This is a genomic window from Bacillus sp. N13C7 (assembly GCF_026790065.1).
Taxonomy (GTDB): Bacteria; Bacillota; Bacilli; order Bacillales; family Bacillaceae; genus Bacillus.
Map to the genome: position 1 here is coordinate 252,065 of NZ_JALAMO010000007.1, position 15,315 is coordinate 267,379.

At 35.5% G+C, this 15,315-nt stretch carries 10 protein-coding genes; 9 read left to right on the forward strand and 1 reads right to left on the reverse strand.

The window, feature by feature from the left end; translation table 11 throughout:
• The first annotated feature begins 1 nt into the window (after window position 1).
• The 5 genes from MOB98_RS09455 (at window position 2) to tagH (ending at window position 7,964) form a co-directional block, all read left to right on the forward strand.
• Window positions 2-2,077, forward strand: coding sequence for a DUF6270 domain-containing protein (locus tag MOB98_RS09455; protein WP_268367357.1), 2,076 nt, complete (start codon window positions 2-4; stop codon window positions 2,075-2,077).
• A gap of 31 nt (window positions 2,078-2,108) precedes the next feature.
• Window positions 2,109-3,272 (forward strand): glycosyltransferase family 2 protein, encoded by a 1,164-nt coding sequence (locus tag MOB98_RS09460; RefSeq protein ID WP_268362168.1) that lies wholly within the window; start codon window positions 2,109-2,111, stop codon window positions 3,270-3,272.
• A complete protein-coding gene (locus MOB98_RS09465; RefSeq protein ID WP_268362166.1) occupies window positions 3,265-5,361 on the forward strand; it encodes a CDP-glycerol glycerophosphotransferase family protein in 2,097 nt (698 codons plus the stop codon). Before MOB98_RS09460 ends, MOB98_RS09465 begins: the two co-directional genes overlap by 8 nt.
• Window positions 5,362-5,533: 172 nt before the next feature.
• Window positions 5,534-6,361, forward strand: a complete 828-nt coding sequence (tagG, locus tag MOB98_RS09470; protein ID WP_133485789.1) for a teichoic acids export ABC transporter permease subunit TagG — start codon at window positions 5,534-5,536, stop codon at window positions 6,359-6,361.
• A 19-nt stretch (window positions 6,362-6,380) separates the two neighbouring features.
• Complete coding sequence (gene tagH / locus MOB98_RS09475; RefSeq protein ID WP_268367358.1) at window positions 6,381-7,964, forward strand: teichoic acids export ABC transporter ATP-binding subunit TagH; 1,584 nt, start codon at window positions 6,381-6,383, stop codon at window positions 7,962-7,964.
• A gap of 38 nt (window positions 7,965-8,002) precedes the next feature.
• Here the strand turns inward: tagH and galU are convergent, their stop codons facing one another.
• Entirely contained in the window at window positions 8,003-8,881 is an 879-nt protein-coding gene (gene galU / locus MOB98_RS09480) for a UTP--glucose-1-phosphate uridylyltransferase GalU (protein ID WP_029316912.1), read from the reverse strand.
• A 341-nt stretch (window positions 8,882-9,222) separates the two neighbouring features.
• Between galU and MOB98_RS09485 the strand changes: the two genes are divergently transcribed.
• The 4 genes from MOB98_RS09485 (at window position 9,223) to wecB (ending at window position 15,300) form a co-directional block, all read left to right on the forward strand.
• Window positions 9,223-10,596, forward strand: coding sequence for an alpha-glucosyltransferase N-terminal domain-containing protein (locus tag MOB98_RS09485; protein WP_268360525.1), 1,374 nt, complete (start codon window positions 9,223-9,225; stop codon window positions 10,594-10,596).
• A 33-nt stretch (window positions 10,597-10,629) separates the two neighbouring features.
• Entirely contained in the window at window positions 10,630-12,150 is a 1,521-nt protein-coding gene (locus tag MOB98_RS09490) for a glycosyltransferase (protein ID WP_268360524.1), read from the forward strand.
• A gap of 74 nt (window positions 12,151-12,224) precedes the next feature.
• Window positions 12,225-14,135: a glycosyltransferase gene (locus MOB98_RS09495; protein WP_268360523.1), complete on the forward strand. Its 1,911-nt coding sequence runs from the start codon at window positions 12,225-12,227 to the stop codon at window positions 14,133-14,135.
• Between the two features lie 22 nt (window positions 14,136-14,157).
• Window positions 14,158-15,300, forward strand: a complete 1,143-nt coding sequence (wecB, locus tag MOB98_RS09500) for a non-hydrolyzing UDP-N-acetylglucosamine 2-epimerase (RefSeq protein ID WP_268360522.1) — start codon at window positions 14,158-14,160, stop codon at window positions 15,298-15,300.
• The last annotated feature ends 15 nt before the right edge of the window (window positions 15,301-15,315 follow it).

Below are 15,315 nucleotides of genomic sequence, written 5' to 3' on the forward strand. Positions count from 1 at the left end.
CATGAGTATATTAGATGTAAAATATGATGAGATAAAGGGAAGTTTGAAGATACTTTGCGAATTTAGTAAAGATGAAAATTTCCATGCTTTTTACTTAGAAAAAAAAGTAAATCACCGAGATACAGAGCTTCTTGAAAGAATAAGAATTGAATATGAAGAAATCAATAGTACCTCACTATGGTTAAACGTTGATCTTAACATAATTTTCACTTCCTGTAATATAAGCGAAAGTTTCTGGTCAGTATATATGATGACATCATCGGGGAAGAAATTATTAAAATTTGATCATGGCGAAAAAACTACTTTTCCCTATTTTATACCTCATCAATATTCTATATACAAAGTTAGACCTTATATTGCAAAAGATTGTTCTTTAGCATTCTTTATAAGGCCCATTGATTTTATACCGGTTTTAAATGAATTTAAACAAGACGTAAATAATCAATTTCGATTAAATATTGAATGTGTGGGAGCTGACTACAAAAGCCTTTTGAATAGTCAATTTTCGTTATCTCTTTTAAGACGGGATCAACCTGATTTATATTTCTACTCAGATGAGATAAATATAGCAAAAGATGATAATTCATCGGAAAATTTACATTTCTGTATACCAGAAGATTTATTAATAAATAATGATTTGTACGATGTATTTTTAAAAGCAGAAGTGCCCTTAAATAATGATAATGAATTATTATCCAATCAAAAAGAAGTATATTTAAAAGTTAATATAGAGAAAACTATAATAGGAGTACTCCAAGAAAATAATTATCCTATAAATGAGTTTTACTCTTTAAAGGCAAGTGAAAATGCTTTAAATCAACTTTCTTTTCAAACAGTCAAAAAACTTTCTGCAAATATTAGTAAAGTTGATAACGATGAGGACGAGCAGAAATTTACATTGGAAATAAAAGGAGTAAATCTGTTTGTAGACACTCATTCCCAGCTGTTTTTTGTGCTGAAGAGAAGAAGAAAACTTGGAAAAGAAGTTGAATATTATGACGAGATTGCACTTCCATTAGAATTTAATGAGAGTCATTTTACAGCAAAAATATTAAAATCAACTACTTTTTCTGAGTCTATTCTTAAAGGAAATGAAGTCTGGGATGCTTTTATTCGCATAAATAAAGAAAATTACTTTATAGAAAGCGAAGTTAGCGTAAATAAAGAAACAACTTATTCATTTAATTACTTTAAAACAAACTCAAAGCATTTAATAAATTCAGATGCTAAATTTTTTGTAAACGGAAAATCTAATCTATCTCTTTTTATTTCAGACCGACAAACAGTAGGAACTAAACCGATCAGAATTGCTGTAATGGGCACTTGCTTCAGTAGAAACCCTTTTAACTCCAGAGATTATTTCAATCCTGGATATAAGAAGATTTATGAGTGTGTTTATACTCAATTCCACTCTTCAATAGTGAGCTTGGTTTCTGAGCCAACCCCTTTTACTCGTGATGATTTTAAAGATATAAAAGAGCAAGATATCAACTTTGTTGAAACAGATTTCAAAAAAGATTTTTTTGAAAAACTTAAAAATTCACAGCCGGATTATCTCATTATTGACCTATACTCGGACGCTGCAAAATCACTTATTCAGTTTAGCGAACAACAATTTGTCAGTGCAAGTTTTATTATAGAACAAAGCCAGTTTTTTAAGAATTTAAGAAATGTAACTATTATTAACCATACTAATAACAAAAAATATTTTGAAATATACAAAAAATCCCTTGATAACTTTATCAACAAATTGACAGAGGTCATACCCGCATCAAAAATCATTTTAAACAAAGGTCGTTTTACGAGTAAATATAAAGATAGTAATGGGGAAATTAAACCTTTTGGAGATCAGGATTTAATTAATAGGAATAATTATTTTTGGGACAAAGTTGATAATTATTTTGAATATAAGCTACCTAGCGTTAAAGCTATTGACTTGACAAATACACCATTTATTGGTGATGAGAGATATCCTTTCGGAAAATCATTCTCTCATTACGAATCAGCATATTATAAAAAATTTATGGATCGTTTAAATTCGATAGTACTTGAAGATATACAAACAGAACTAAGGTGATTATAAATCATTATAATAAGGAGAAATTAAGTTGAAACATCCATTAATCAGTGTAGTCTTACCTGTTTATAATGTGGAAGCCTATGTAGAAGAATGTCTTCAATCTATAATTGGCCAAACATTGGGTTTTGAGAAAATTGAAGTTATTTTAGTCAATGATTGTTCAACGGATGGCACAGCGGCTATTCTAGATCGATATGCCGAGCAGTTTATAAACATTAGAGTAATACATTTGGAACAAAACTGCGGAGCACCTGGAAAACCAAGAAATATTGGAATTAATAAAGCTAAAGGTGAATATATTATATTTTTAGATCCTGATGATTACATTCCAAAAGATGCTTATGAAAAATTATATAAGGTCATGGAAAAAAACAAATCAGATTTCGTTATGGGCAAAATGCTAAGCTTTAATGATGAAACTGGAAATACACATGAACATATAACATTTAAAAATTATTTTATGCATAAGCATTATAATAATGTAAATATTGAAACTGTTCCATTTTTCCTTCAAGTAAAAACAGCTGTCTACTTAAAATTAGTAAAAACAAGTTTTTTAAAAAAACATAATATTTTATTTCCAGAGGGTATGAGAAATGGGGAAGATAAAATTTATGATATGGCTCTCTTCACAAAAGCCGAAAAGTTCAGTTATATACCTGAGTATATTTATTATTATAGGACAAGAAATGATGCAAACAATCTATCGTTGACACAGCAAAATATTAAAAATACCCTAAAAAATGATGTAACTGCTGCATTAAAAATAAAAGAATTTTTAAATGAAGAAGAATACTTTTATTTTCAAATAAATGCTTTTAGGTCTCTATTGTGGAAAATTTGTGATCCTGATTTCAACAACATGTCTGTAACTGAGAGGCTTGAGATATTTGAAATGATTAGACCTGTTGTACAAGGATTTAACCCTGATATTACCGGAAAATATTTTTCTATTGAGAAACCTTTACTTAGTTTGATTGAAAAAAATTTCTTACTAGAAGCTTTAGAATACAATTCTATGATCGTCTCAAGAAGATGGTGGTACAATACAGGAATAGAATTGCAAAAAATGTTTAAGCGGCAGCAAGCCATCAAAAACTCACTATCTTGGAGAATAACTAAAATCTTCAGAAGTAAAATAAAAGCAACTAAGTTGAAATATAAAATTAAGGAGAAATTGGTTAGTGATTGAAACTACATTATTGATTCCTGTTGGCACCCAAGATAACAACTTAATGCAAACATACATTGATTTTGTTAAAGGTCAAAGTATGAATTGGAATAGCTTGGAGATATTTTTTGTTGTAGACGACAATGATATAGCTGATCAAAATCTAGATGAGAATGTACATTTAATTAGTAGTAAAAATTTTAATATTTCATTGAGTAAAGGAAAGTATATATTCCTTTCAAATATTGAATATCGCTATGATTCAAATTTATTGAAAAGACTTTCTGAAAAGATGAATATAAATGGGGTATCTGTAATAAAAGCATATAGATTGTTAAATAACAATTTATATGAAAATATAATTGCTTCGAGGATAATGCCAAAACAATATTTGGTTGAGACCGGTTTCTTCTCAGAAAATACTTTTAATCGTGATAATTTAGTTCAATTCTTTTTTGAGCAAGATACAAAGAATATTGAAATGGATTATTTGGGAGAGTGTTTTGTAGATAATGAATTTATAGAATATAGTTATCAGTGTCATATCCAATCTTTTAAAAAAATCGTCAGCTTAAATAATGAGCAATTTCTTACGGAATTTGGAGAACTGATATTGGAAACATTAATGTCTTATGTAGATACGAATGTTTTTTTGAATAATTTACTTGATAAAGATCATAGGGTTGCGTACGATACAATAAAAAAGATAAGTGAAATTGTTAAGGTAGAGGAGATTTATAACTTTAATGAAGTAGGTTATGGAACCTTTGTTAAATTGATCCAGAAAAATTGTTATTATGAAGCAACAGAGTTTATGAAATTGTTAAAGAGTAAAAGACATTGGTTCAATCAATCAAGAACTTATAAATCTTATTTTGCGAGAGTTCCGTTGTTTGAAAAATCGTTATCTTGGAAATTAACGAAGCCTTTGAGAGACTTAAAGTATCAATTCGGCCATATCAAGCAGATGCTATATAAATATCTTCTTATTTCTTTTACATATATAGTGAAGCTGTTATATAGAAAAGATGTATGGTTAGTCGGAGAGAGATTTGATCAAGCTGAAGACAATGGATACGCCTTCTTTGAGTATTGTAGAACAAATCATCCAGATAAAAAAATCTTTTATATTATTGAAAAAGGTTCCCCGCATGCTGAAAAGGTAAAACGCTTAGGAAATATACTTTATCACTCCAGTTTTAAACATAAATTATATATGTTTTTAGCTAATGCATATATAAGTGCATGGACATTTCAAGAAGGTTTGTATCCATGGCCTTTAAAGGTGTATAACAAGTATTATAAAAAAGTTTTAAGCAACAAATATAATATCTGTCTGCAACATGGTTTAATTATGTATAACATTTCACCTTATTTGCATAAAGAGAAGTATAATCAAGATCTCGTTATTAGCAGTTCAGAAAAAGAAAAAGAGATTATACTTAATACCCTAGGTTACAATAGTGATGAAGTTGTCGTAACTGGTCTTTCGAGGTTCGATAGGCTGTCAAAAAATAAATCAAATAAAGACCAGATTTTAGTTATGCCGACCTGGAGAAGAAGTTTAGTTCAAATGAATAAACATAACTTTTTGAAATCTAAGTACTTCCTCTCTTACCAGAATTTGCTTAAAAATGAGAAGTTCCTTAATATGATAGAGGATAAGGGAATTGAAGTCAAATTTTATATACATTATCAAATGCAGAAGTATATAAAAAATTTCAATGTTGATCATCCACAGATTGAAATTTTAACCAAAAATAATGCAATAGTATCTGATTTGATTAGAGAAAGTTCTTTATTGGTTACAGATTATTCATCTGTTTCTGCTGATTTTTTGTTTATGAATAAACCAGTTGTTTTTTATCAATTTGATCCTTATGATAATCATTCCATCAGAGTAAATGAGATTAAATCTGAAGACATTGGAATAGTTGCATCAGAAGAAGAAACTGTTGTAAATAACATAATTGAGATATGTCATAGAAACTTTGAAATAGATAAGCAATTTAAAGAGAATTCTAAGAAGATCTTTAAATTTAAAGATGATAAAAATAATGAACGTATCTATAATACGATCTTAAACACTGTAAAAAGAGCAAATAGATAAGAACATTGTAGAAAAAACCGATGGATTAAATCTGTCGGCTTTTTCTATACATTAAATTTAGACAGCTACAATGTGAAAAAAAACTTAATATCTGTTACAATATTCACCGGTGCTTTCAAATTTCTTTAACCGAAAGATCCAAAAAATCATTTAAGTCTAAGGAAGATAAACAATGAATGCATTAGTAAGAATCGTAAAAGAGCAAGTGACATCGTTTCCTTTAATTTTGCGCTTGGCTTCGTATGAGACAAAGTCTCAGTATCAGATGAATTATCTTGGTGTATTATGGCAGTTTTTAAATCCTCTCATTCAAATGCTGGCGTACTGGTTTGTATTTGGTATGGGGATTCGCAACAGCAAGCCGATCATAACAGGTATCGGAGAAGTGCCTTTTATTGTTTGGATGCTGGCTGGGTTAATTCCGTGGTTCTTTATTAGCCCGACCATTCTTGATGGATCAAACAGTGTGTTTAAGCGGATCAATATGGTTGCGAAAATGAATTTTCCGATCAGTTCACTGCCTTCTGTTGTGATTGCTTCAAATTTATTTAGTTATTTTGTAATGATGGGTGTTTATGTCATAGTCTTGTTAGCAAGCGGTATTTACCCTAGCTTGCATTGGATACAATATATTTACTATTTGATCTGCATGATTGTATTTATGTTTTCATTTAGTTTGTTTAACTCTACAATCAGTGTGCTTGTCAGAGATTATCAATTTCTGCTGCAGGCCGTAACCAGATTATTGTTCTTTTTACTTCCAATTTTTTGGAATATCTCGGAGCAGCTCGGGAAAAATCACCCGAACCTTCTGCCTGTGCTTAAGCTGAATCCGATTTTTTATCTGATAGAAGGATTCAGGAACAGCTTCTTAGATGGAAAATGGTTTTTCCAAGATATGAAGTACACGTTGTACTTTTGGTTGTTCACATTCCTTTTATTGTTAGTAGGTTCTATCCTGCATATGAAATTCAGAGACAAGTTTGTTGACTTTCTTTAATACGTAAGGAGATTGTACGATGAAACTAAAAGTTTCGTTTCGAAATGTTTCAAAGCAGTATCATTTGTATAAAAAACAATCGGACAAGATTAAAGGATTGTTTTTTCCGGCTAAGGATAATGGTTTTTTTGCTGTGCGGAATGTCTCCTTTGACGTGTATGAGGGAGAGACAATCGGTTTTGTAGGAATAAACGGGTCAGGGAAATCGACCATGTCTAACCTGCTGGCTAAAATTATTCCGCCGACCAGCGGTGAAATTGAAATGAACGGCCAGCCGTCGCTGATTGCGATTGCTGCCGGTTTAAATAACCAATTAACGGGCCGGGACAATGTCCGGCTTAAGTGTTTGATGATGGGGTTAACCAATAAAGAAATTGACGAGATGTATGACAGCATTGTGGAATTTGCCGAGATTGGCGATTTTATTAATCAGCCGGTTAAAAACTATTCCAGCGGGATGAAATCACGTCTCGGTTTCGCAATTTCTGTTCATATTGACCCTGACATTTTAATTATTGACGAAGCGCTCTCTGTAGGGGACCAAACGTTTTATCAAAAGTGTGTAGACAGAATAAATGAGTTTAAAAAGCAAGGAAAAACCATTTTCTTTGTCAGCCACTCCATCGGCCAGATTGAAAAGATGTGTGACCGCGTCGCTTGGATGCACTACGGCGAGCTTCGCATGTTTGATGAGACAAAAACGGTTGTCAAAGAGTATAAAGCGTTCATTGATTGGTTTAATAAGCTGTCGAAAAAAGAAAAAGAAACATATAAAAAAGAGCAAACGGAAGAACGTAAGAAAGAAGATCCTGAAGTGTTTGCCCGTTTCCGCAATAAGAAGAAAAAGCCGAAATCATTGGCTAATGCGGTTCAAATTGCTATTTTGTCTATCCTGACTGTATTCATGGCAGGAACGATGTTCTTTAATGCCCCGCTTCGTACAATTGCTTCGTTTGGCGCTATACCGCAAAATGAAGTGAAGAATCATCATGGCAATGCTAAGGGCAAGTCAGAGGAACGTTTAACCGCAGTCAATAAGCAAGGGTTTATAGCAGATGAAAAAGCGTCTGTTTATAAGGACCAGGATTTGAAACAGAAAGCTGACGTTACACTGCCATTCGGTACCGAGGTGACAGTAGCTGCAAAAGGCAAACAAGCAGCGAAAATAAAGTTTGACGGTCAGTCTTATTTTGTGAAAAAGAAGGCTGTTGAAACAAACGTGAAATATGCTGAAGTGCAGGCTGCTGCCTTTACGCCTTATGTCACGCAAAATGCAGCATCTTCCTATGATTACTTCCTGAAATTCTTGGGAGACAGCAGTGCCAGCATTCAATCGAAATTGAATGGATATACTGAAGGAGATACAGCTGACGGCAGAAAAACGTTAGATTTTGATTATGAAAAAATCAGCTATGTGCTGGAGAATGATAAAGCATCAGAGCTAATCTTTCATAATATTTCTCCCGTTACTCCGGCGTCACTATCTTTGAGTGACACCGATGTATTGTATGACAGCAGTAAAAATCGTTTTCTTGTGAATACAGACGATCGGGTTTTTACAGTTGATAATGAAGAGCATACGCTGACCCTGATGTCGAAATAAGAAAAGGCTATTGGAGGAATCTCCAATAGCCTTTTTGTTTAGATTTCTTCTTTGTTTAGTAAACCTTCCATAAATGGAACGAGCTGCTCGCGAAGCTCTTTATCCTGCATCGCAAACTCAAGAGTTGTTGTGATAAAGCCGAGCTTTTCACCAACATCATAACGCTTACCTTCAAAATCGTAAGCAAACACTCTTTGAATTTCATTCAGTTTTTGGATGGCGTCTGTCAGCTGAATTTCACCGCCGGCGCCAACCTGCTGCTCCTCTAAGTACATGAAGATCTCAGGTGTGAATACGTAACGGCCTAAGATGGCAAGGTTAGAAGGTGCAGTGCCTTTAGGCGGCTTCTCAACGAAATTTTTCACCTGGTAACGGCGGCCCTCACTTGTCAGCGGGTCGATAATGCCGTAGCGGTGTGTTTCATCTTCAGGCACTTGCTGAACACCGATAATAGAAGAAAGTGTTCTTTCGTATTCATCCATTAATTGGCGCAACCCTGGTGTTTCTGCCTGTACAATATCGTCTCCAAGCAGAACAGCAAACGGCTCATCACCGATAAAGTTGCGTGCGCACCAGACAGCGTGTCCGAGTCCTTTAGGCTCTTTTTGGCGGATATAGTGAATGTCAGCCAGGTTAGAAGCTTTTTTCACTTTTTCAAGAAGTTCAGTTTTTCCTTTTTCTTCTAGGTTTCTTTCAAGCTCAGGAGAGTAATCAAAATGATCCTCAATCGCACGCTTGCTTTTTCCTGTTACGATAATAATATCCTCAATACCGGCTTCAACAGCTTCTTCAATTATGTATTGAATGGTAGGCTTATCAACGATAGGAAGCATTTCTTTCGGCATTGCTTTCGTAGCCGGCAAGAATCTCGTTCCGAGACCTGCGGCAGGGATTATGGCTTTACGTACTTTTTTCAATTTCAAAGCACCTTCCTTAAGAACAGATTTAGGGTTCAGCTTTATTGAATGCTGAGTATTTAAAATGTTTGAGTTTCTTTTCTCATCAATACCCTATTTTCATTCTGTTAAACACATTTAATCATATAAGAAAAACCATTATTAAACAAGAGTCAATTCAGTGACTTTAGATTAAGGAAATACAAAAAATTAACATCAATTGATAGATAAGACAGTTTACGCGGACTCGAAAAATTCCAGAAGAGTAACTGCTTTTTCATCTCTAGAGCCAGCACAGCAAAAATGATATAATGTAGTTCTGAAAATGTGACTGTACGAATTTTTTCGAAAGGTATAAATAGATGATGACGATTAAGGTTTCTATCCCAAAATTAGCATATGTTTGCACAGGACTGAATGCTGCAAAAAAGTTTAATATCAATACAATCGATTGGAATTATCCAATGGAAATTGTCACTTTACATCATGAGCCTAATGGGCCTTCTTCTTTTAAAGATGCAGCTGTTATCAATATGTACAGCTATTTTAAAGGATCTGAACCTCAGAAAGATAAAATCAAGCATCCGATTGAACAGGAAGGTTTAACATATATTCAAGAACCGAACAAGCCCATTTACCGGTATTACCAAAATGGGCGTTATATCAAATACCAAAGGTTTACAGCATCAGGAGAACTTGCTGTTATTGACTACTTTAACGAAAACAGGCAAAGGTTTAAAAGAGAAGAATACGATTCATCCGGCTATGTACACAGTTTAATGTACATGGATCTGGAGGCTAACAAACCGAAGCAGCATCTTTATGTAAGAGCAGACGGCACCTGTTATATGACCAAATGGTATAAGAATGATGGCACGACTGAAAAAATTGTCATTTTTGACGAAAAAGAGAATATAGTCAGTGTGTTGTATTCAGAAGATGAACTATCACATTATTTTCTGAGCCGTTTGATAAAGGAAACGGATTATTTATTTTTAACTTCTGAAGTGGAAATATATACAACACTAAAATCTCTTTCAGTTGAATATCCTTCTATGTATTTAGGTTTTATAGAGACAAATGTGATGTTGGACAGCCCTGAAAAGGAAATAAGCCATCTTGATGCGTTCGTGGTCCCTTCATTGAAGAGATATCATGACACGATTGAAAAAACGGGGCCTCGCACAAATATTTATTACGTTTCTGAAGAGCCTTTTACCCGCAAACGTTTTGTGGGCAAATTAATTGATCAGGTGCCTTTCAACAATCAATTGAAAGATATGAATGTTGAGCTGTTAACGGCAGAATGGCAATCAAGATCTGATTTATATTTGTCAGCCAAGGTCGAATTTAAAGGCGACGTTCCAACCCATTCTGTTGGCCGTCACAAAATGTATTGGAAAGTAAAAAATAAGAAGAGCGGTACTGAAAGTACGTTTAATGCAACAGTAAGCGTAAGCAATGAGGAAGAGCTGATATTTACTGTAAGCGGCACTCTTCGTGTTCATTCAGTATTAGATCAGCTGTCCATGATCGAATTGTATCTCTGTTCAGAGTGGGATAATAGCTTCTTTGCATCGGGTGTACGCGTAACCGATCTAAAGAAAATTTCATCATCAGAACAAAGCATTTCAGGCTGGCAATTGACTTTAACAGTAGAAAATAATTATTTGCGTGTCCAGACGGCCGAGGGACTTCGGAGAAAACTAATGAACCGGCTGTTTACAAGGAAATAGTAGAGAAGCTTTACCAGAAGAAGGAGCTTGAAGATGAGAAGGATCTTTTCACTAATATATGAAATAGACATTGAAAAAGGCGGCATTACAAGCTCTATGATGTCAAGATCTTATACATTTGCGGAGCGCGGCCATAAAATCGATTTGGTCACACTTGATTATAAAGAGAATTATGACCAGATTGAGAAAGAGCTGAAGAACGCAGGAAGATTGCATGCTGATGTAAATATCCTCAATATTTATGATGACTATAAAAATCAGCATAAGCATATAAAAGTCGGGAATGCACAACAAAGTTATTATGAACAAAATCGCAATCGCTTTGAAGAACCCTATGCCATGTATCATAATGAGGAAAAATCAGAAACGGAATACTTCAAGAACGGTTTATATATAAAAAGGAAAAAGTGGGATGAGTCGGATAACCTTTTATATGTAGATCACTTCAATGAAAATATGCAGATGACAAAGCGAGAATACTTTCGTGACGCTTATGTAAATAAAACGGTATTATTCGATACGAGAAGCGGAAAAATCAATCAAATTCACTACACAGCACCGGACGGTTTCTGTTATCTTACGGAATGGTATCATTTTCATACGGGAGCCAGCCAGGGAGTTATGCTGTTTGAACGAGATGAGAAGGAAGCTGTCTCTTTCAAAAACAAGCATGCGTTTCATACACACTGGCTTGAGAAGCTATGTGAAAAGGAAAAAGACCCTATTATTATCTGTGATGGGGTCGGAAGTGCTTCTAAAGTAAATGAAATGCGTGAAGGATTGGCAAAACGATATTACTGTGTCCATTCAAATCATTTAGATTATCCATACACGTTAGGCAGCAAAGTCCGGAAAAATCATCAATACGCAATGGAGCATATTAACGATTATGACGGGCTGATCGTATTAACGAATGAACAAAAAGAAGATATCATGAAAGATTTTGAGTCGAACAATAATATTTTTGTTATTCCTCATGCTCCAAGAAGGCTTAAAAAATTACAAACGTATGAAAAAAAGAAAAACGAATTTGTCATGGTGGCCAGATATCATGAGGAAAAAGGGATCGATAAAGTCATAAAAGCAATGGAAATCGTAAAAAAAGCGCGTCCTGAAGTTGTCCTTAATATTTACGGCAGCGGTCCTGGCCACGAGCAATACCAGCAACTGATTGATGATCTCCGGCTTGATAATGTACATTTAAAAGGTTATATTGCAAATCCTGCGCCGTTTTATCAGCAGGCGCTTGCCACATTATTAACATCAAAATTTGAGGGGTTCAGTCTTGCCATTTGTGAATCGTTTTCGTGCGCAACCCCTGTTATCAGTTTTGATGTGAAATACAGCCCGAGAGAGCTTATAAAAGAACACGAAACGGGAATGCTTGTAGAACCTGATGATATTGAAATGCTTGCTGAGAGTATCATTTATTTGTACGACAACCCAGAGAAAGCCATTCAATATGGAAAAAATGCAAAGAACTTAATGGATACACAATATAGTGAAGACCGATTGTTTGAAAGATGGGAAGAAGTATTTGAAATGACGAAATAATACATTTCTATACGTTTTTTGTTCATTATATGAGCTTTTGTGAAGAAATAGAAGCGGATAAGGATAGAGGTGTCATGTTGAAAATTACTGCAGCAGTACCCACATACAACTCAGAACATTTTATCTCCCGCTGCCTGGATAGTCTGGTTCAACAAACCATGCCGAATAATGAGTACGAAATTATTTGTGTAGATGATTGTTCTCAGGATGGCACGGTTTCAATATTAAAAAAGTACAGTGAACAGTATTCTAATATAACGGTTATTGAACGAGAGGAAAACTCGGGGGGGCCAGGAGAACCAAGAAACCAAGCCATACGTGCTGCCGGCGGTGAATACATTTTTTTCATTGATTCCGATGATTATATAGGAATTGAAGCGTTTGAGAGAATGTATCAATTTGCAAAACAGCACGATTCAGATATTGTGCTTGGAAAAATGGTCGGTGTAAATGGCAGATCGGTACCGCAAGCTATTTTTAAGGAAACAAAACCTGAGGCGGATCTTGTTAAATCTCCACTTGTCTACTCAATTGGCCCGACAAAACTTTTTAGAACTTCACTGCTAAGAGAGCATGACATATATTTTCCTTCCAATATACAGGCCACAGAGGATCAGGTATTTGTCATGAAAGCTTATTTAGAAGCGGACAAAATTTCTGTCTTGGCCGACTATGATTATTACTATGCCGTACAGCATGACGGCGAGCATATGACATTTGCATATGTTGCGCCCCAAAGCTACTACGGCGCTATGAAGGCCATCATAGATATGATTTGGGAGAGCCGTTTATCTCATACTGGCAAAAAGAAGTTTATGGCGAAGTTTTTAAATCGTCATTTTGACTTTTCCAGAACAACGGACTTTACCGTAACAATCGAGGACGAAAAGGAGCAGCAAACATGGATGACAGAGCTGCATCATTTTGTTGAACAAAATATTCCGCGGGAAATTGACAAGCTTGTTCATTCTCATACGCGGTTAAAATTATATTTTGTGCGTCATAATGACTTAAAGGGTTTGAAGCAATTTGAGGCGGATAAAGAAAATATGACTCAATTTACGTCAATTAAAAATGGTCATATCATAGCAGATTATCCCAGCCTTATCCCGTATCATTTAGCAGAGAACGAACGGATCATTGATGACAGAAACAAAATCAGTCATTACGTAAGCGAATTTCAAATGAAGAACAACACTTTTTCATTAAAAGGGACGGTTACCCACTCGGCCTTACAATCAGAGCATCAAGCTATGCAAACTTTATCCGGCATTTGGGTGCACCGTGATAGAAAAACTGAAAAAATCATTTCTCCGGTGTATGCCAAGGACGGGGAATTTGAATTTCTCACGAAGTTTGCTGATTTGGCCGTTAATGAAGAAGATATTGGAGTTTGGGACTTCTTTATTGAATCAGAGATTGACGGTTATAAAAAACGCGCCCGAATTGGCAGCAGCAGAGAAAAATATCCCTATTCAAAGCATGCTAAATATATTGGGAATAACGGGGAGTATGCTTTCAGCGCAAGACCGTACTTTACAAAAACATACGATAATTTGTCGGTGGAGATAAGAAAGCAGGAAGTTCTGAAAGTTGAATTCAGAAATGATGATTCGGATCAGTATTTAACATTTGTATTCCCTGGAAGCCAATTGTTTTTTCCGAAGCAATCTTTATTATTGCTTGAATTCAATAACCAAGAGTTTTTAATCCCAATTAAAAAACAAATCAGTTCCGCTGACGGGACAGTGATACAGGTTGACAGGAATCTCGTTGAACAAAAATTTGCCCCGGCTCATTTACAAAACACCAATATCGTTTTATCCATCAATTCATACATAACGACATTGGTTCCCAAAAAGGATGTCAGCGTTTATTTTTGCAGTAAAAATATTGAAAAAAAGCTATGGTGCTTTAAAATAAAGAAGAAAGTAGATCTATTTATACAATCAGACCAATCCAAATTTTATCTAACAGCCCGTTAAACGAAGAAACCAGGTGACAAATATGAAAAAACTAAAGGTCATGACCGTCTTCGGGACCAGGCCCGAAGCGATCAAGATGGCACCGCTTGTGCTTGAATTGAGAAAATATCCTGAAATAGATTCCTATGTCACGGTCACTGCCCAGCACAGACAAATGCTTGATCAGGTTTTAGATGCGTTTGACATCAAGCCTGATTTCGATTTGAACATTATGAAGGAGCGGCAGACGCTGGCAGAGATTACGTCCAACGCCCTTGTGAAATTGGATGAGCTGTTTAAAGACATCAAGCCTGATATTGTACTTGTCCATGGTGATACGACGACGACGTTTGCCGGAAGCCTAGCTGCCTTTTATCATCAAATTGCTGTCTGCCATGTGGAAGCCGGGCTCCGTACGGGGAATAAGTATTCTCCTTTTCCGGAAGAGCTCAATCGCCAGATGACAGGGGCGATTGCTGATTTGCATTTTGCGCCGACAGGCCAGGCGAAAGACAATTTATTAAAAGAAAATAAAAAGGCCGACTCTATTTTTGTAACGGGCAATACAGCAATTGATGCACTCCGCACAACGGTTAGGGATGGTTACTCACATCCTGTCCTCGATCAGGTGGGCAAGGATAAACTGGTTCTGCTGACCGCGCATCGCCGGGAAAATCTGGGCGAGCCAATGGAAAACATGTTCAAGGCCATCCGCAGAATTGTTGAGGAGTTTAACGATGTACAGGTCGTTTACCCTGTGCACCTGAATCCTGTTGTCCGTGAAGCGGCTCAGAAGCATTTCGGCAATTCTGACAGAGTGCACCTGATTGAGCCTTTGGAAGTCATTGATTTCCATAACTTTGCGGCAAAATCGCATTTCATTTTGACAGATTCAGGCGGCGTACAGGAGGAAGCACCATCACTCGGGAAACCGGTGCTTGTGCTGCGCGATACGACGGAACGGCCTGAAGGAGTGGAAGCGGGAACGCTGAAACTTGCAGGGACGGATGAGGAAACCATTTATCAGCTGGCAAAACAGCTGTTAACTGATGATGATGAATACCGGAGAATGTCTCATGCTTCTAATCCGTATGGAGATGGAGAGGCTTCCCGCCGGATTGTGGAGGAATTGCTGTTTCATTACGGATATCGGAAAGAACATCCTGATTCATTTACAGGCAAATAAAAAAGAAGCTTTGCA

Excerpts from the sequence above, each read along its gene's own strand:
- MOB98_RS09455 (WP_268367357.1), top strand. The coding sequence starts at position 2 with ATGAGTATATTAGATGTAAAATATGATGAGATAAAGGGAAGTTTGAAG.
- tagG (WP_133485789.1), top strand. The coding sequence starts at position 5,534 with ATGAATGCATTAGTAAGAATCGTAAAAGAGCAAGTGACATCGTTTCCT.
- tagH (WP_268367358.1), top strand. The coding sequence starts at position 6,381 with ATGAAACTAAAAGTTTCGTTTCGAAATGTTTCAAAGCAGTATCATTTG.
- MOB98_RS09485 (WP_268360525.1), top strand. The coding sequence starts at position 9,223 with ATGATGACGATTAAGGTTTCTATCCCAAAATTAGCATATGTTTGCACA.
- MOB98_RS09490 (WP_268360524.1), top strand. The coding sequence starts at position 10,630 with ATGAGAAGGATCTTTTCACTAATATATGAAATAGACATTGAAAAAGGC.
- MOB98_RS09495 (WP_268360523.1), top strand. The coding sequence starts at position 12,225 with ATGTTGAAAATTACTGCAGCAGTACCCACATACAACTCAGAACATTTT.
- wecB (WP_268360522.1), top strand. The coding sequence starts at position 14,158 with ATGAAAAAACTAAAGGTCATGACCGTCTTCGGGACCAGGCCCGAAGCG.